General features: G+C 61.1%; 14 protein-coding genes. 1 reads left to right on the forward strand and 13 read right to left on the reverse strand.

Annotated features, from left to right (window positions below):
• Window positions 1-6: 6 nt before the first annotated feature.
• From KIO74_RS24485 to KIO74_RS24510, 6 genes are read right to left on the reverse strand one after another with little or no spacing between them, the layout of a single operon-like run.
• A complete protein-coding gene (locus KIO74_RS24485; protein WP_213337580.1) occupies window positions 7-1,572 on the reverse strand; it encodes an ABC transporter substrate-binding protein in 1,566 nt (521 codons plus the stop codon).
• Between the two features lie 35 nt (window positions 1,573-1,607).
• The gene (locus KIO74_RS24490; RefSeq protein ID WP_213337581.1) at window positions 1,608-2,618 is read right to left on the reverse strand and encodes a succinylglutamate desuccinylase/aspartoacylase family protein; all 1,011 of its coding nucleotides are present in this window, start codon (window positions 2,616-2,618) and stop codon (window positions 1,608-1,610) included.
• A 29-nt stretch (window positions 2,619-2,647) separates the two neighbouring features.
• Window positions 2,648-4,288 (reverse strand): hydantoinase B/oxoprolinase family protein, encoded by a 1,641-nt coding sequence (locus KIO74_RS24495; protein ID WP_213337582.1) that lies wholly within the window; start codon window positions 4,286-4,288, stop codon window positions 2,648-2,650.
• Window positions 4,272-6,419 (reverse strand): hydantoinase/oxoprolinase family protein, encoded by a 2,148-nt coding sequence (locus tag KIO74_RS24500; protein ID WP_213337583.1) that lies wholly within the window; start codon window positions 6,417-6,419, stop codon window positions 4,272-4,274. The genes KIO74_RS24495 and KIO74_RS24500 overlap by 17 nt, the downstream gene beginning before the upstream one ends.
• On the reverse strand, window positions 6,416-8,080 hold the full coding sequence (locus tag KIO74_RS24505; protein WP_213337584.1) for a hydantoinase B/oxoprolinase family protein: 1,665 nt from the start codon (window positions 8,078-8,080) through the stop codon (window positions 6,416-6,418). Before KIO74_RS24505 ends, KIO74_RS24500 begins: the two co-directional genes overlap by 4 nt.
• Complete coding sequence (locus KIO74_RS24510) at window positions 8,077-9,792, reverse strand: hydantoinase B/oxoprolinase family protein (protein ID WP_349629234.1); 1,716 nt, start codon at window positions 9,790-9,792, stop codon at window positions 8,077-8,079. Before KIO74_RS24510 ends, KIO74_RS24505 begins: the two co-directional genes overlap by 4 nt.
• Window positions 9,793-9,958: 166 nt before the next feature.
• On the opposite strand from KIO74_RS24510, the gene KIO74_RS24515 reads away from it, so the two are divergent.
• Window positions 9,959-10,774 (forward strand): IclR family transcriptional regulator, encoded by an 816-nt coding sequence (locus tag KIO74_RS24515; protein WP_213337587.1) that lies wholly within the window; start codon window positions 9,959-9,961, stop codon window positions 10,772-10,774.
• A 235-nt stretch (window positions 10,775-11,009) separates the two neighbouring features.
• Here the strand turns inward: KIO74_RS24515 and KIO74_RS24520 are convergent, their stop codons facing one another.
• The 7 genes from KIO74_RS24520 to KIO74_RS24550 all read right to left on the reverse strand — a co-directional run bounded on the left by KIO74_RS24520 (window position 11,010) and on the right by KIO74_RS24550 (window position 18,156).
• The gene (locus KIO74_RS24520) at window positions 11,010-12,194 is read right to left on the reverse strand and encodes a thiolase family protein (RefSeq protein WP_213337588.1); all 1,185 of its coding nucleotides are present in this window, start codon (window positions 12,192-12,194) and stop codon (window positions 11,010-11,012) included.
• 50 nt (window positions 12,195-12,244) lie between these two features.
• Complete coding sequence (locus tag KIO74_RS24525) at window positions 12,245-13,540, reverse strand: MFS transporter (RefSeq protein ID WP_213339209.1); 1,296 nt, start codon at window positions 13,538-13,540, stop codon at window positions 12,245-12,247.
• 64 nt (window positions 13,541-13,604) lie between these two features.
• On the reverse strand, window positions 13,605-14,003 hold the full coding sequence (locus KIO74_RS24530) for a MarR family winged helix-turn-helix transcriptional regulator (protein WP_213337589.1): 399 nt from the start codon (window positions 14,001-14,003) through the stop codon (window positions 13,605-13,607).
• A 103-nt stretch (window positions 14,004-14,106) separates the two neighbouring features.
• Window positions 14,107-15,051 carry an SMP-30/gluconolactonase/LRE family protein gene (locus tag KIO74_RS24535; RefSeq protein ID WP_213337590.1) on the reverse strand — a complete coding sequence of 315 codons (945 nt, stop codon included), beginning with the start codon at window positions 15,049-15,051 and terminating at the stop codon, window positions 14,107-14,109.
• A 4-nt stretch (window positions 15,052-15,055) separates the two neighbouring features.
• Window positions 15,056-15,907 (reverse strand): carbohydrate ABC transporter permease, encoded by an 852-nt coding sequence (locus KIO74_RS24540; RefSeq protein WP_213337591.1) that lies wholly within the window; start codon window positions 15,905-15,907, stop codon window positions 15,056-15,058.
• An 8-nt stretch (window positions 15,908-15,915) separates the two neighbouring features.
• Window positions 15,916-16,818: a carbohydrate ABC transporter permease gene (locus tag KIO74_RS24545; protein WP_249731466.1), complete on the reverse strand. Its 903-nt coding sequence runs from the start codon at window positions 16,816-16,818 to the stop codon at window positions 15,916-15,918.
• A 3-nt stretch (window positions 16,819-16,821) separates the two neighbouring features.
• Window positions 16,822-18,156 carry an ABC transporter substrate-binding protein gene (locus tag KIO74_RS24550; RefSeq protein WP_213337592.1) on the reverse strand — a complete coding sequence of 445 codons (1,335 nt, stop codon included), beginning with the start codon at window positions 18,154-18,156 and terminating at the stop codon, window positions 16,822-16,824.
• Window positions 18,157-18,604 lie beyond the last annotated feature (448 nt).

Here is an 18,604-nt window from a genome sequence, read left to right on the forward strand (position 1 = left end):
CCTCGTTTACTTGACCGGAGGCGTAACGCCATAATATCCGAACCAGGTTACAGACTTGTCGTAGCCTGACTCCTGGAGCGGGAAACCAGACCAGCCCTTGCGCACGAGGCTCGTCTTCTGCTCATTGAAGAGGTTGATGTAAGGCACGTCCCGCACGAGCATGGCCTGCATCTGCGCATAATATGGCTTACGCTCAGCCTTGTCGGAGATCGCGGCCGCCTTGGCGCCGAGCGCGTCGAGCTCCGGATTGCTATAGCCCATGAAATTGCGGGGGCCACCCGTGCCGAAATGCTCGCGGTAGGCATCCGGGTCCGGTCCATAGCGGGTGAAATAGCAGCTAATGTCGAAGTTCTTTTCCTGCATGCGCCGGAACCAGGTTGCCTGATCGAAGGCCTCGAGCTTGGCGTCTATGCCGACCTCCCGCAATTGTTGAACAAGCACCTCATTGATCGCGCGGCAATCGGAATAGGACGGCCCGGTCACAGAGACGGAAAACCGCCATTTGCCGTCTTTGCGCGGCAAGCCCGCCTCGTCGAGCAGAGCCTCCGCCTTGGCCTTGTCGAAAGCGGGAAAACTGACGTCCGTGTTGATCCAATCCACCTGTGTGTCGACATTGGCGTGAAAGGCCGGCTTCCAGAAGCCGTTGAACCCTAGCCGGCTGATCGCGTCCCGATCGATGGCATAGGAAATCGCCTGACGGACCTTGAGATCCGACAAGGGAGCCCGCGCCAGGTTGAGCTGGATATCGCGGCTGTAGTGGGATGGCGTGAAGACCACCTCGAGGCTCGGGTCGGCCTGCAAGGCCGGAACCTCGGCAAGAGGTGGCGCATAGTCATAAGGCAGATGCGGGAACTGCTCCGCGTCGAATTCCGCGCGGGCCACATTCGCATCGGCGATAGGCCTGAAGATGAGACGATCGATCTTCGGCTTGCCACGGAAATAATCGGGATTGGCCACGAGCTCTACGGCACTTCCCTTGTCCCAGCGCGAAAACTTGAAGGGGCCGCTGCCAACGGGCTTGTTGACATAGGGGCCCGTATCGAAACCTTCTTCCTTCTCCCAGAGATGCTTGGGATAGATCTTGCCCGTCCAGCCCGCCGCCTGCGCCATCATCGGCACGAAGGCCGCGTTCGGGGCCTTCAGCTTGATGACGACCGTATTCGCATCCGGCGTTTCGATGGCCTCGACGTCCCTCAGAAAGGCCGCATAGGGATATTTCTTCGCAATCATGCGGTCGTAAGTGAACTTGACGTCTTCCGATGTCAGCGGCTTGCCATCATGCCATTTGATGTTCGGATGAAGCTTGAAGGTGTAGACCTTGCCGTCAGGGCTGATCTGCCAGCTGTCGGCGAGATCGCCATAGGCCGGCGTGCCGGCGACCACCCCCCAGTCCATCACCACGAGGTGGCTATAGATGCTGCTCCCGGGCCCATAGGCGCCGGTATCGGCAGCCGGGTTCGGGCTCAGCGTTCGCGGGTCGTCGAGTTGAGGCACGACGAGAGTGGTCTCGGCATAGGCGCCGACCGGCCATGCGGCTATCATGGCCGAAATAAGCAACTCCCTTATTCTCATTGTGATCCCCTCGATTGCTCTGGATTATTCTTAAGTCAGGCGCGCGGATCGTAGCCGCTGTCACCATCTCCTATAATATAGGCATATTCCCCTGGATGTACCTTCGATATCCTATTTCTTATCATCATGATTTCAGTCTTGTCGAACGGAGCCTTGATTTCATCAAGAATCTCGAATGTATAGGGTGAGACGACGCGGCCGAGGACAGTGCCCTTGGCCAGGCTCTTGCCCATGATGTCCAGGCCGCAGACCGGCACGAACGTGCCGCCATGGGAGGGACGCAACGACGTGCCCTTGCGGACCACAATGCGCGCGGCCGAGAGATCGGGTTCACCCTCGACAACTTCGATCACCTTGAGCATGTTGAGAAAATCGCTGTAGGCCTTCTCGAAATAGCCTTGGTCGAGAATGAGCCCACCGCCACCCGTCTCCACCACGAAACAGGTTTTCCCGAGCTGGTCTCCACAGTTGGAGAGTGTGCCACGCTGCTCGTTGTGCTCCCAGAGGACTTCCGCGCCGCTTGCGCGCGCGACGGCATGGATCACTGCGTTGCGTGCCGAAGCGGCGGGATCCACGGTATAATGGTAGTGAATGACAGTGTCAGACCCACCGCCGTGATAATCGAAGATGAAATCGGCCCTCGGCAGTATCTTTTCCGCGATGACCCCGGCAAGGACATCGGTGAACCAGTTCTTGCCGAGCGCTGACCCGGGAAATACGCGGTTGAGATTGTGAAAGTCGATCGGCGTGTTGCGGGTGCCGCTCTCGAAGGAGTGCGGGTTGAGCACGGGCGCGAGCAGGATCGTGCCGGAGAAATCATAACCGTCCCGTATCAGCCGGCTCTTGAGCAGTCGGCAGAACTCCGAGCTCCACAATTCCTCTCCATGCGATCCACAGGCGACCAGCGTCACCGGTCCGCTGCGTTTGCCGGCGACCGCGTGGACGGCAAGGGTCAACTGAAAGCCGCTGGCCATGGTACAGACCGGGATCTCGAACATCGCGGCGGAGCTTGCCGGCACCTCAGTCCCATCCCATTCAAAACTCATGTCAATCCCTCATCCTGTTTGGCGCGACCTCAGTCCGCGCGTCCGTAATCGCGCGCGGCTCGCTCTGGCGTCACATAGCCCGCCTCGATGTCCTCCAGGAGCTTGGCGGGATCTCGCGTCCGGGGATCGCCGTATCCCCCACCGCCCGGAAGACTGATGACGTAGACATCGCCGGGACCGAGTTGCAGCGGCTCGATCGGCACGGCATGACCGTTAACCGAGAAGGTGCCGGCAGCGCCTGGATAACCACCGAGAACACCCGGTGGTGGAAAGCGGACCTTGTCGGGACGCAGCGAGGCGACGATCGGCCTGTCGCCAACGACGCGCATGGCGATCTCCTGGCCGAGCCCGCCGCGTTGGCGGCCGGCTCCGCCGCTGTCGGCGACAAGCTGCTTGCGCTCAATCAGGATAGGCGCCTGATTTTCAGTGATCTCGACCGGCGTGACCGTCCCGTTATAGGGGAAGGCAACCGTCGGCAGCCCGTCAGTGGTCGCGGTCGCGCCCTTGCCGCCATTGGGCAGGATGTGGACGTTGAAGGTCGATCCGTCTTCCGGACTGGTCCCATGCAGGGTCATGGCCCAGAACGAGCCGCTTCCGGCCTGGATGCGATCGCCTATGGCTGAAGACAGGGCGCCATAGATCGCGACATGAATATGAAAGCTGGATTTGGAGCGCGACTTCACCGCCGCTGGAATCCGTGTGTTGAAGGCGGATCCCTCCGGCGCCGACATGGTGATCGGGCGGAATAGTCCCTCATTGTTCGGCAGATCAGGCGTCAGTGAACATTTGATGGGGTAATAGGTATCGGCGAAGGTAATATTGGTTACGCAATTGATTGATGCGTCACTGAATTGCGGCGACGAACCGGTATAATCGACGTGGATGGCATCGCCGCTCTTCTCGACTGTTACTTCTATATGCAACGGCGATCGGTAGCCGTCCGCCTCCAGACCGTAGGCCCAGGTGCCGTCCGGAAGGGCGCTGATGGCGCGGCGCATCGCCTGCTCGGAGCGGTCGAGAATTTCGTCGGCGAGGCGCTGAAAGCCCGCGCCACCGCCATAATCCTGCATGAACTCCGCCAGACGCTCGGCGCCAAGCTTTTCCGCGCCCACCATTGCCTTGATGTCGCCGATGACGAGGTCGGGGACGCGCACATTCGCGGCGATGAGGCGGAAGAGCTGCTTGTTCTCCTCGCCAGCCTCGTAGAGCTTGCTCGGCGGGATGCGCAACCCCTCTTCATAGAGGTCGCGTGCGTCGAAGAAGTCGAGCCGGCCGCCGATATCCGCCACATGGGCCACCGCGCCGACGATCGCGACCATCTCACCCTGCGCGAAAACCGGCATGACCACACAGACATCCGGCAGGTGACCGGCCCCGAGCCAGGGGTCGTTGGTGACGAGCACGTCGCCCGGCACCAGCGTCTCGGCGGGGAAGGCTGCAAGCAGGTGCTTCGTCGTCGCCGGTAGCGTGACGGTAAAGGCCGGGGAACTCAGCTGCGACTGGGCAATGCTGCGCCCATATTTGTCGAGCATGATCACCGCGAAGTCGCGGCTTTCACCCACGATCGTCGAGAACGAGGTACGGACGAGATTGATGTCGACCTCGTCCATGATAGAGATCAGCCGGTTCCACTGAATTTCAAGCGAGATCCCGTCAAGTCCGTTGGACATCGACCAACTCCCTTTCACGCGCGGCTTCGGAATTGGCGAGATCCAGGAAGACACTGCCGAAGGGATCGATGCGGACGGTCGCGGACGGTCCGGCGACGACGGTGCACTCCCGCTCCTCGATAATGGCCGGGCCTTGAATTTCCATGCCGCTCCTCAGGCGGTAGCGATCATAGACCGGTGTTTCGACGAAGGCGCCGAGCTCCGGAAAATAGGCGCGGCGGTGCCCCTTCAACGCTGTCCCGGCCTCTGTTCCCGCTGTCTCGCCAGCGCTCGGCAGGGGCACGGCGGGCGGCGGCGCACCGACCATGGTCCGGCAGGTAATCAATTCAACGGGCAGGTTGAAATGGGCGTGCCCATATTTCTCCTGATGCGCGGCGTAGAAGAGCTGCGCGATCTCATCAACCGATCCGCGCTCATAGACGGCGCGCGGCAGGGTTACGGTGACCTCATGGCCCTGCCCCTTGTGGCGTAGATCCATGCGATGTGTCACTTCGACACCGGGTGAGTTGGGAGCAACGCCGGCCTCCGCGAGGACCGCCAGCCCCTCTGCCGCCATCCCCTCGAAGATCGCCCTCAGGTCCTCCCAAGCCACCTTGTCGAGCCGGGCGACGTAAGAGCGCGCGTAATCAAAGGAAATGGCCGCCGTGACGAGACCCATCGCCGATGTGGCACCAGCCCCGGACGGTATGATGACACCGCGCATCTGGAGCGCTCGCGCCAATTCATAGGCATGAGCCGGGCCCGCGCCGCCAAAGGCGAAGAGATAGAACTTACGCGGGTCCTCGCCGCGTTCGGCGATATGCACCTTCATGGCCGCGAGCATGTTCTGATTGACGACCTCGAACAGACCGGAGGCTGCCGCCTCAGCCGCAAGGCCGAGCGGCGCACCGATATGCTCGGCCAAGGCCGATTGGGCGGCCCCCAGGTCAAGTTTCATAGCCCCGCCGAGGAAGTAGTTCGCGTCGAGATAGCCAAGCGCGAGATTGGCATCTGTCACGGTGGGCTTGGTGCCCCCGCGCCCATAGCTCGCGGGCCCCGGCATGGCTCCGGAGCTGTGGGGCCCAACCTTGAGCAGGCCGAGTTGATCGATATGCGCGATACTGCCGCCGCCCGCGCCGATTTCGATCAGCTCCACCATAGGGATCTTGACCGGTAGGCCGCTGCCCTTCTTGAAACGCGCTACGCGTCCGACCTCGAACAGGTTCGACTTCGCGGCCTCATAGTTCTTGACGACGGCGATCTTCGCGGTCGTCCCCCCCATGTCGAAGGTCACCATGCTGTCGATGCCCATCTGACGTCCGTAGTAAATGGCCGCCAGCACGCCGGCGGTCGGGCCCGACTCGAGCATGCGGATGGGGAAATCCTTGGCGGTCTGCGCCCCGGCGATGCCGCCGGAGGAGATCATCAGATAGAGGCGCCGGCGATAATCCATCGTGGCGAGGCGCCCCTCGATCTTGTCGAGATAGGCGCGGGTGATCGGTTGCACGTAAGCATTCGCCGCCGTCGTGCTCATGCGTTCATATTCGCGGATCTCCGGCGCGACCGCGCTTGACAGGCAGATGCTGATGCCAGGCAGTTCCTCCCTCAGGATGGCTGCCGCACGCTGCTCATGAACCGGATTGCGGAAGGAATGCAGGAAGGCGATCGCCAGCGCCTCCACCTTTTCCGCCCTGAGCGTCTGCGCGACGGTGCGCAGCGCATCCTCGTCGAGAGGGGTGAGGACCGTGCCATTCTTGTCGAGACGTTCCGTCACCTCAAGGCGAAGCGCGCGTGGCACCAACAGCGTGGGCTTTTCCAGGAAGAGATCGTAGATGTCATAGCGAACTTCAGTGCCCATCTCCAGCACGTCGCGGAAGCCTCGGGTGGTCAACAATGCGGTGCGGGCGCCCTTGCGCTCGATCAAGGCATTGGTGATCAGCGTCGTCGCATGGATGGCGATTTCGATATCGGGACCCGCGACGCCCGCGGCCTCGAACAAGGGGGTGAGGCCATCCATGACGCCGCGCGATGGATCATCCGGCGTTGTCAGGCATTTGTTCAAATGCGTGGTGCCGGATTGTCTGTCCAAAAGGACGAAATCGGTGAATGTCCCACCGATATCGAAACCGAGGCGAAAACGCGGTTCGCTCACGTCTGGTCCTCCGAGAGATGAAATTTGTAGAGTGTGGCAGCGGCGTCGGGGCTCACGTAGCCCGCCGCAAGATCGTCGATGATTGCCGGCCGGGGACGCTCGCCAGCCGGGCCGTATCCTCCCCCACCGGGAAGCCTGAGCTCCACGATATCGCCCTTGGCCAGCGTCATCGGCGCGTTTGGCGCCGTGTTGCCATTGAGAAGAAGGGCCCCGAGCGCGCCCGGTTCGCCACCGGCCAATCCCTGCGGAGGGAAACGCAACTTGTCGGCCCTTACAAATATCTGCAGGGCACGGTCATCAAGTGGCGAGAAGGTGAGGCGCTGCCCCAGGCCACCGCGATACCGGCCGGGGCCGCCGCTATCCGTCAGAAGCTCGCGGCAGCCCACGATGACGGGCGCATTGTTTTCCATGATTTCAACGGGCGTGATCGTGCCGTTATAGGGAAAAGCGATGGTAGGCAGGCCATCCCGTGCCGCCACCGCGCCCTTTCCGCCGTTCGGCAACATATGCGCGCGAAAGCTCTCCCCGTCGGGGTGTTCACCGCTGATCACCAGCGTCCAGAACGAGCCGCTCGCTGCCTGCGCCTGCTCGCCCAGAATAGGCGCCAGCGCGGCATAGAGGAGCGCGGAAATGTGAAAGCTGGTCTTCGAGCGAGCCCGCACGGCGCGCGGAAAACGCGCGTTGAGAACGGAGCCCAGCGGCGCGCGCACCGTCAGAAATTCGGTCAGCCCTTCGTTATTGGGCACATCCGGCAGAAGACTGCATTTGAACGGATAATAAGTATCGGCAAAGGTGACGTTAGCCGAGGCATTGATCGAACAATCGAGCTGTTCCGGCGAACTTCCCGCGAAGTCCACATCCACCTTGCCGCCGGCGATCGTCACCGTCGCGGCGATGGTGATCGGGTTTACATGCCCGTCCGCCTGCAGGCTTGCCGTATAGACGCCTTCCGGCAGGCGTTCCACGGCGCGTGACATCGCGGCGCGCGAACGCGAGAGGATCTCGCTGCCCAGACCCTCGAGATCACGAAGGCCATAGTCGTCAAGAAATTCGGTGAGACGCTTGGCGCCGAGCGCCAGTGCTCCGCACAGCGCGCTCAGATCGCCGATCATCAGGCGGGGCGCGCGGGAATTCGCGGCGATAATGTCCATCAGCAACTGGACGGGCTCGCCCTCCCGCATGAGGAACGTGGGCGGAATTCGCAGCCCCTCCTCGAACAGATCCTTGTCGTCCAGGTAGTCGCTGCGGCCGCCGACGTCCGAGAGATGGGCGACACAACCAACGATCGCCGCGATCGTTCCGTCATGGAAAACCGGCATGCAGACCGTGAAATCCGGCAAATGCCCGGAGCCAAGCCATGGGTCATTCGTGACGAGAACGTCGCCCGGCTTCAGCGTCCCCGGTGGATGGGCCTGCAACAGATGCTTGGCTGTGATCGGCAGCGTGATCGTGAAGGCCGGCGTCGACAGCTGCGATTGAGCCAGCGAACGGCCTTGCCCGTCCATCATCACAACCCCGAAGTCGCGGCTCTCGCCGACGATCGTCGAGAAAGACGTGCGGGCGACGGCTGCATCCACCTCATCCATGATGGTAACGAGCCGGGCCCAGCGGATTTCCAGATCAACGGAATGGATAAGTGGCGGGCTATTGCCTGTCATCATTCTGCCGCCGCGGACATGGGAGGTTGTGGGCTGTGGCCATAGACGTTGGTGGCCGCATCGAGGCTTATCTTACCCTCTGCCAAATCCCCCTGGACGGCGGCGCTGGCGCGCTGGCGCGGGTCGCCAAATCCGCCGCCGCCCGGCAGGTCGAGTGTCACGACCTGCGTCGGCTGCAACTCGAAGGGTTCGAGCGGCATCACCTCGCCGTCGCGCGTCAGGGCACCTGCTGCCCCGGGATGCCCGCCGGAGAGCCCCGGCGCGGGAAAGCGGATCTTGTCCGGACGGATCGTCATCCGCACGGAGCGGCCGAGCGTGGTAAGTCGGATGGTCTGCCCGAGCCCACCGCGAAATTCCCCCGGTCCTCCGGAATCGGTTCGCAGTGATCGCTCGAGCACGACGATAGGCGCGATGTTTTCGATGATCTCCGCCGGCGTGATGGTCCCATTTCCAGGAAAAGCGATGGTTGGCTGCCCATCTGCGCCATTGACGGCTCCACGGCCGCCGTTCGGCAGGACATGCATCGCGAAATTGGAACCATCATCGTTGGACCCGAAGCATTTGACGGACCAGAACGAGCCACTGCCCGCCTGCACCCCATGGGGCAGAGCCTCCGCCAGCGCGCCATAAATCGCGTTGTGAATGTGATAGCTCGTCTTCGAACGGGCCTTCACCGGCGCCGGAAAGCTCGCATTGAGGATGGAACCGGCTTCCGCGCGGGTCGCGATGGGCCGGAACAAGCCCTCGTTATTCGGAATATCCGGCAGAAGCGCGCATTTGAAAGCATACAGAGAATGCGCATGAGTGACATTCATCACGCTGTTGATCGATGCGTCGTGACGCTGGAGGCTCGAGCCGGCAAAATCGCAGACCACCGTGTCACCCGAGACTTCGATGCTGACCGCGATATGTGTCGGGATCTTGTAGCCATCGCAGTCGGTCGCTCCTTTATAGGTGCCGTCCGGTATGGCGCGGATCGCGCTCCGCATGGCAGCTTCAGAACGCTTCAGGATCTCCTCGGCCGCAGCGTCGAGGCCCGCCTCACCATAGTCCTGCATAAACTCAGTGAGCCGCGCGCCACCGAGGTGAGCTGCTCCGACTATGGCATCGACATCCCCCAGGACCTGCGTCGGATAGCGAATATTGGCTCTGAGAATGTCGAACAGCTGCCGATTGGGCTTGCCCTCGACGTAAAGCTTGCTCGGCGGGATGCGAAGCCCCTCTTCAAAGACGTCTCGGGCGTCGAATTCATCGAGGCGTCCGCCGATGTCCGAGATATGCGCTGCAGTCGCGATATAACCGACGATTTCATCATCCCCGAACAGCGGGACGATGATATAGAAATCAGGAAGATGCCCGTGGCATATCCACGGATCATTTGTAATCAGAACATCGCCGCGTCGCAGTGTTTCGGGCGGAAAATCCTGGAGCAACCGACGTGTCGCGCTGGGTAGCGAACATGTAAATGCGGGCGACGACAATTGCGACTGGGCAATGGATCGCGCATGCTTGTCCAGAAGAATAACCGCAAAATCGCGTGTTTCACCAACAATCGTGGAAAAGGATGTTCGCACCAGCGCGATATCGACCTCATCCATGATGGATATCAATCGACTCCACTGAATCCACAACGTTACGCCATCTGGAATTGATTTTGATTGTTTCATGTTGCCCCGAACAAAAGGCTGCCCCGTGCATGATCTATGCATGGACATCAGCTTGGTCTGCACGGCTGTTCGTTTGCATTGATTTTAGATCGGGCGCGAGGGAACGCAACGTGAAATTCGCATCACTTTTCCCACATCGTGGAAACCTCTTGCGACTTCAGAAAGCCTCGCGCATGCTGCGTTTCATAAAGTCAGCGCCAACGGAGCGATGACAATGACCAGAACGGGAACCGCGGCGCTCGAAAGAGGGCTGAATTTGCTGCTTGAGGTGGCCCAGTCGGATATCGGCGGCGCGACATTGACCGCGCTCGTCAAGCGATCCGGGCTGCCGCGATCAACCGTGTTTCGCCTTCTCGACTGTTTGGTCCGGGAAGGGCTTTTGCACAAGGATATCTCACGGACCTACCATTTGGGTTCAAAGATCTATGATCTCGGGTTGCTTGCATCCCATAGGTTCGATCTCAGCGGTTACAGTTTCGCCGTTCTGAGACAACTTGCGGAGACGCTGGGCGATACAATTTTTCTCAACCGTCGCAGCGGTCTCGATATGGTCTGCATAGAGCGGATCGAAGGACCGAATTCGCGGCAACCACTCACCATGTCCGTCGGCACCCGCCGTGCGATCGGGCTCGGCGCAGGTGGGCTCGCGCTCCTGTCGGCCCTCGATGCCAAGGAAGCGGAGGCGGTGCTCAAGGCCAATCACGCGCGTTATCTGGCCTACTACGGAACGAGTCTGACGGCGAAGCTCAAGCATCGCGTCGAAATTGCCCGGCGTCTGGGGTATGCGGTCAATGATGGCTTGAAGACTCGCGGCGTGTCGGGAATAGGCGTCGGCATTACCTCGCCCGATCTTGTGCCGATCCTCTCCTTGAGCGTGGTGGCCCCGATGAGCCGCATCAGCCAGCTCGGCGCGGCCGCGATCGCAAAGGAGTTGACGGCCGCCTCCAAAGAAATCGCCGCGAGCCTGATCGATCGTAATGCACGATCAAGAGACGGCCATGGATCGACTTCGGTTTCCTATTCCCAGTAAGCACCCATATCGACGAAATCGGGCGATCGCCTATTTTTCCCTTGCTTCTCGCTTAATGCATAACGTGAATTGATACTTCAATGTGAAATAATGATTTTCTTAATTATTCTATTAAACTAATCACGCCGCGCTATGAATCATTATATCCTCCATGTGTCTCACTTTTTGGTACGTATATTTACTCATTACGGGGATCGTCCCGTGCATAAATTCTTTAAACTTTCCGTCGGAATACTCAGACGGCCTCGAGAGCCAGCGCGATACCCTGGCCGCCGCCGATGCACAAGGTCACCATGCCTCTCCGCAAGCCGTCGCGCTTCATCGCATGAAGAAGGCGCGTAACGAGAATGGCGCCCGTCGCTCCAATGGGGTGACCGTGGGCGATGGCCCCGCCTTCAACATTGACGATGTCCGCTGGCAAGCCGAGTTCGCGCGAGACCGCGATGGGCACCGCGGCGAATGCTTCGTTGATCTCGATCCGATCGATGTCCCCGAGAGACCAACCGGCTTTCTCGAGCGTCTTGCGAACGGCTGGCACAGGCCCCAGCCCGAACAACCCGGGTTCGACCGCCGAGACGCCATAAGCGACCAGCCTCCCCATCGGCTCGACGCCTTTATCTTCGGCATGGCGACGTTCCGCGACAATCACCGCGGCCGCCGCGCTATTGAGCCCAGGCGCATTGCCCGCCGTGATCGATCCATTCGGGCGAAACGCGGGCTTCAGCTTCGCCAACCCCTCCATGGTGGTGTCGGGTCGCGGCGCCTCGTCAGTGGAGAAGACCTCCGTCCCCTTGCGCCCCTTCACATCGACCGGGACAATCTCCGACTTGAAATGTCCGGCCTCCTGCGCGGCGTGAAAGCGCTGCTGTGACCGCACCGAAAAAGCGTCCTGCTCTTCCCGGGTGATCTGCTGTTTCTCGACCAAATCCTCGGTGTGCCAACCGGAATGCTGACCCGAAAAGGCGTCGTTGAGGCCATCAGTCATCATGCTGTCGAGCACCATCGCGGCCCCCATTCGATATCCCCAGCGTCCGCCTTCCAGCAAGTAGGGCGCACGGTCCATGTTCTCCATGCCGCCAGCAACCATGAGAGCCGCGTCCCCCGCCGAAATTTCCTGAGCCGCGGAGACGATTGCCTGTGCGCCAGACCCACAGACGCGGTTGACCGTGAAGGCCGGCACGGTCACCGGAATCCCGCCATCGACCGAGGCCTGACGCGCCGGGTTCATGCGGTTCCCGGCCTGGATGACGTTCCCCAGCACCACCGCATCGACATCGCGCGGGTCCAGCCTCGCGCGCTCCAAGGTCTCGCGCACCGCTATGGCGCCGAGCGTCGTGGCGCGTAGCGTCTTCAATGCACCGTTATAGGCGCCGATTGGAGTGCGGACGGGATGCGCGAGGATGATCTCGACCTTCGGCATGGCATGTTCCTTCCTGTTGTTTGCGCGCGCGATGCGATGACGCTGTCAGGTCATGCGGCGGCGGGCTTGAGTGCGGGATGCCGTGGCTCCCGGATGGCGACGACGGAAATGGCGGCGATGAGGCAAAGGATGCCTGCGATAAAGAAAGCTGGCAGATAGCTCTCATAGGCCGTGCGGCTGAAGCCGCCGCCCCAGGCCGCGAAGGCGGCACCGAGCTGGTGGCCGGCGAAGACCCATCCGAAGACGAGGTTGGCCCGCTCTCCGAACCGGTCCGCCGCGAGCTTGACCGTGGGCGGCACGGTCGCGACCCAATCGAGCCCGTAGAAGACCGCAAAGATCGAGAGTTCGTAGAAGCTGAATGAGGTAAAGGGCAGGTAGATCAGTGAAAGCCCGCGCAGGCCGTAGTACCAGAACAACAAGGTGCGGCTGTCGAAACGATCGGACAGCCACCCTGAGCCGACCGTGCCGGCGAAGTCGAAGACACCGATGACGGCAAGCATGCCCGCGGCGGCAACCGGCACGATGCCGAAATCGCCGCACAGCGAGACGAAATGGGTCTGCACAAGGCCATTCGTGCTGGCGCCGCAGATGAAGAATGTTCCGAACAGCACCCAGAAGGTGCGTGAGCCGGATGCCTCCTTCAGCGCCAGCATTGGGGAGGCGAGCATCGCTGCGAACGATAGCTGCGCTGGAGGGGGAATAGGTGTCGGATCGGCCGCGCCATAGGGCGCCAGCCCGATATCCGAGGGTCGATCGCGCATCAACGCCAGAACGGCAGCGGCTGCGAGCAGCAACATGCCGAGGACGAGGCCGAGAGCGGCGCGCCAGCCGAAGGCCTCAGACAGGCTCGCAAGTAGCGGCAAGAAGACGAGCTGGCCCGTCGCCGTGCTTGCGGTCAACAGGCCGATCACCAGGCCGCGCCGGGCAGAAAACCAGCGCGTCGCCACGGTCGCGCCCAGCACCATAGCGGTCATCCCGGTTCCAACGCCAACGACCACGCCCCAGAGGAGGAACAGCTGCCAAAGCGTCGTCATCGCGAATGAACCGATGACACCCGCGGCGACCAGGGTCAAAGCCGTGGCCGCGACACGCCGGACGCCGAACCGGTTCATGAAGGCCGCCGCGAATGGGCCGAGCAGGCCGAACAGGACAAGCCGAACCGCGAATGCCGAGGAAATCTCCGAGGCCGACCAGCCAAATTCCCTCTGCAGGGGTCCGATCAGGATGCCCGGCGCGCCGACCGCGCCCGCCGTCACCAGCATGGTCAGGAACGTCACGCTCGCCACGATCCAGCCGTAGTGAAGACCGCGCCGGGCGAGGACGGCGGGGAGGCTGGAGGCCTCCAGTAAAGCGGGCGATGACATGGACGTTCTTCCTTCTACGGGTACATACCCGTTTCAAGTGAATAAGCTAGAGAAGTGCGTTGATCTCACGCAGCGCCTTGAGGCGCTGCTCTCCGAGGCGACGAACAACCTCGGCCTGGCAATCGTCCCAAATCGGTTCGGCCTTCCGCAGCAAAACGGCACCCTGCTCGCTCAGACTCACCTGCTGCTCGCGCTGGTCGTCTCCGCGCCCCGTCTCGACCAGGCCCATCTTCTCGATAACGCGGATATTGCGCCCCATCGTCGAGCGATCGAGATGCAGCGCCCTGCCAAGCTCGGTCAAGCTGACAGGTTGGCGACGCTCTATGTTTCTAAGGAGTGAGAACTGCGAGATATTGATTCCCATCGGTTCCAACGCCGCATCATACAGCGCCGTCAGCTTGCGGGTCGCGGTCTTCAGATGAATGCAATGGCACGCGGTGGACATGGACGCGGGTATATACCCGATTATGACTCGCTGTCAAACTGCTGCCGAGGTGCCACGCCAGCGCTGCGCACGGCACATCATCGCGCGCCAGGCATGGCCCCCGCTATCGGATCTGGATGAGCGGATCAGCGGCGGCTCGCAAATCGAGCCCGGGAACCGGCACCTGCGCCTTCAGAATGGAGCCTGTCTCGGATTCCGTGATGAAAAGAGTGCGCCGGTCCGCGCCTCCATAGGCGAGATTGGTTGTTAGCCGCCCCCGGCAGGAATTGATCCTGTAGGTCGGGATACCGAGGCCGTCGAACATCCAAACGATGCCCATGCGGTTATGGCAGACCGCGAGCCCCCCCTCCACATCCACCGCCAGGCCGTCGGGACCGCTGAACCCGCCGGAGAAGGATTGATAGACCCCGACCTTATGCGTCGAGCCATCGGCTAGAAGCGGGCAGCGCCAGACCTGCTGCGCGAAGGTGACCGCAACGAATAACTGGTCCTCGGCCGGGTTGAGCGCGATGCCATTGGGGCTCGGCACGTTATCGAGCAGGCAATCGAGCCGCCGGTCACGCCGCAGGCGAAACACGCGCCCTGTCGGATCCTGCAGCCCCGTGTTGCCCTGATCCGTGAAATAAAGGTCGCCATTGCGGGCGAACACGAGATCGTTGGGACCCCTAAAGCCCGGCTCCAGCCGCTCGCGCCCGAGATAGGCGCTGACGCGGCCGCTGACCGGATCAAGATGCATGATACCGTTCATGCGGTCGGCGATATAGATGTCGCCGTCGCGATGCACCTTCAGGCCATTCGGTGCGCCGTCATACTGCGCGGCGATGGCCACTTCCCCGCCCGGGCTGACGCGCAGGATGCGGCCGAAGGGCGTGTCGACCACGTAGAGATTACCATCGGCATCGAAGCTCGGCCCTTCCAGGAAGGAATGCGCCTCGCCGAGGCCGGACGCGGTGAGCCACGGTGAGCTGCGCGGTTTCAGGCCGAGCTGGGCCACGACATCGACGAAGAGCGTGGTTTCGATGGGCGACGGTGGCGGATAGAGGCTCATCACTTCATCCCTTGACGCTGCCGGCGGCAAGACCGGCGGCCATGTAACGGCGTGCCAGGAAGTACAATATCGCCGGCGGCAGAGAATAGAGCACACCCGAGACCATCAGGAGCGGCCAGGGCGCGGAATCATCGCTCAGGAATTGCCCGAGCATGACCGGCAAGGTGATGCGATCCTCGTCCGACAGAAGGAGGAAGGCGTAGAGATATTCGTTCCAGGACAACATGACCGCGAAGGCGCCGACGGCCACGATAGTCGGCACCATCAGCGGGAGATAGACGAGGCGGAAGATCTGCCAGGGACTGGCGCCGTCGATCTCAGCCGCCTCGTCGAGTTCACGCGGCACGCTGCCGGCGTTCTGCTGCAACACCCAGATCGCATAGGGCGTGGCAAAGGTGGCGATGGTTATGATCAACGCCCAGCGGCTGCCGAGCAGGCCGTAGGAACCCATCACCTGGTAGAAGGGAATGGCGAGGAACGTCGCCGGCACGAGATAGGTAACAAGGGCAAGATGCGACGCAAAGCCCGCGAAGCGCGGCCTCAGCCGGGTGATCGCGAAACTCGCTGTCAGGCTGCAGGCAAATACGATGACACAACTGGTGAAGGCGACGAGCACGCTGTTGCCGAGTTGCAGCCAGAAGCGTGACAGGTAGTAATTGTCCTGCGTCAGCACGATGCGATAGTTGTCGAGCGTCGGCGCGTCGGGCCAGAGCTTGCCAGCAAACCCCTCCCCCACCGGCGTCAGCGACAGGATCAGCATGTGGTAGAGCGGCAGAAGCGTCCACAGCAGGATCAGCGCGCCGAGGACGATCAGTGCGGCCTGCCGGAGAAGCGGCCTGAAGGCGAGCTCTTGCATCGGCGATCTCACGCATCAGCGTTGCGGCGCAGGCGGCGCGTAAGCACGATCACCAGCGGCACGAGGATCGGCAGGGCCGACATCAGCGTGACGATACCCGCCTGGAAGTCGGCATGACGGAAGGCATAGCGGATGCCCATGGTGGCGAGCGTGTTGGTGCGCTCCATGGGGCCGCCGCCCGTAAGCAGATAGATGCTGTTGAAGTCGCCGAGCGACCATATCGTTGTCAGCATCGTGCTGGTCAGGAAGACATTGGCGATGGCTGGAAAGGTGACGTAGCGAAACTGCTGCATGCTTCCCGCACCGTCGATACGCGCGGATTCATATAATTCTTTCGGAATACCGAGCCGTGCCGCCACCAGGATCATAGTCCAGAACGGCAAATACTTCCAGATATGGACGGTGATGATCGACGCCATCCCGAAGCTCGGGTTGGTCAGCCATGCGGGACCATCAATACCGAACATCTGGAACAGGAGATTGTTGATCATCCCCCATTCCGAATTCAGCATCCAGCGAATGGACAAGATCGAGGGGATATGCGGCACCGCCCAGGGCAGGATGAACAAGGCGGCGATGATGCGGATAGCGCGCCCCGGCAACACGAAGAAGCTGGAAAGACCAAGGGCTAGCAGCATCTTCAGCATCACGCCGATGACGATGAATAGAAACGTATTCCAAAGCGTCCGCGCATAGATCGGATCCGCGATCACACGCGTGTAAGCTGATCGATCCGTTGCGAGAAACAGCGCATAGAGAATGGGATAGCTGACGAAGGCCACGAACATCGTGGCGAATGGCATCAGAAAGAAAAGCGCCCATTTCTCCTTGAAGCTGAGAAGCGGTCGCCCGCTTCCCAGCCATTTGCGTGATGAATTGGCTTGCAGCAGGGCCGCGCCGCTCAAAGTCATCGTTCAGCTCCCGAGCAGAACTTTCATGCGCTCGCTGAGCTCATCCACCGCCTTGTCGGTCGTCCAGCCGTCGATGACGATGCGGCCGATCGCCTTCTGCCAGAGCTGTTCCTGCATGACCTTGGCATAGAGACGGTTGTAGGCCTGGGGATAGGGAACGTTCTGCACCTGGGTGAACTGGCGTACCATGGCGGCCCGGTGCGGATCGTCCGTCTGTGTGTAGAATGGATCCTCGATCAGCTTCGGCATAACCGGCATCCATCGCCCACCCGTCGCCTTGAGCATGGGACCGATGTTCTCTGGCTGGAGAAGCAGCTTGAGGAAGGATTTCGCATTGTCGATATGCGGAGAATCCCGGAACACCAGCACCTGCTTGACCGAGATCATCGCCGGGGTCGGCTTGCCATCCGGGCCATCCGGCCACGGCACGGTGCGGATCTCATTGCGATAGACATCCGGGCTCTTGGCCTGCAGCGACAAGGGTATGGACAATGTCGGGTTCATGACAACGACGTTTTTCTTGTTCAAGAAGGACACGTTGTCATCGACACCGTTCCAATTCACCGCGTCGGGCGGCGAACACTTGGACAGGATCGGCTTGGCATAGCTGTCGAGCGCCGCGATGACCCGCTTGCGCACCTCCGGGTCGGAGATCTGCAACTGGCCGTCAGGATTGACGACCTGCGCGCCGAAGGCGTTCAGCGCGAGATGAATATTGAAGAAGGGATCATTGGAACTGGTGGAGGATCCCTGGCCAACACCATAAATGCGGTCGCCCTTGGCCCTCAAGGCCGGCTGAACCTTCTCACACCAGAAATCAAAGAACGGCTGCCACTGCTTGGGCACGTCGGCTTCAGTATATCCTGCCTTCTCGAGAAGATCCTTCCAGTAATGGACATGGGGCGTCATCTGCACCCAGGGCACGGCGTAATAAGCGCGCTTATTGGTCTTGCCGTTTAGGAGATAGGCGGATTGCAAAGGCCCCTTCTGGAACTGGTCCGCGATCGGCTCCAGAACGTCGCTCATATCGGCCAGGAGACCGTCATAGGCCCAGGTCGGCGTATAGGCGAGATCATAGCCGAAATCGAAGGTCAGGTCCGGCGGGCTTCCGGCCTTGAGGGCCGTCACCACCTTCGCTTCCGTATCACCGGTCGTGTAAAAGCTGACCTCGGCGGTCTTGCCGGTTTGCTTCTCCCACAAGGCAACAACGCCTTTCAGCGCGTCGTCCTCTTGCGGATTTGTGCCTTTCGTCCACCAGATGGTCAGATCGGCCGCAGCAACGGCGCTTGTCGTCGCGACAAGTGCGGCCACGGCCAGCCAAGCCCTGAAACGACGCATATCAATGATCCCTCATTTTGCTTGAGAGCGCGACGAAACCAAACGGATAATCTCGCCGCGGCATGCCATTCTGACGGGCAGCCAAGTCATGCTAGAACAACTTGTATATTTGTCAAACAAAAATGCGAGATTGACACAACCATGACGTGCCGATCGTGGGAATATAGGCAGATTACGGCCCGCTTCCTATCAGACAAGTCAACAACTGGGATAGCATGGATATGGATCTGGCCGGTTTGTCGCGCTGGCAGATCATTGCAGCATGCGCGAATTGGCATTGACGGGGCATACACGTCGCTCGTCTCTGGCGGCGCGGCCTCATGGCTTGCTGCGCCAAGTGGAGATGCTGAAAACCACTTGAGAAACGCGTCACGAAAGGAATTATTGGACTGATGGCCGCATAGCGACGGATCACGGGAGAATCCGCTAAATCTCTGGACACTTTCAA

It is taken from the genome of Chelatococcus sp. HY11 (assembly GCF_018398335.1).
Taxonomy (GTDB): Bacteria; Pseudomonadota; Alphaproteobacteria; order Rhizobiales; family Beijerinckiaceae; genus Chelatococcus.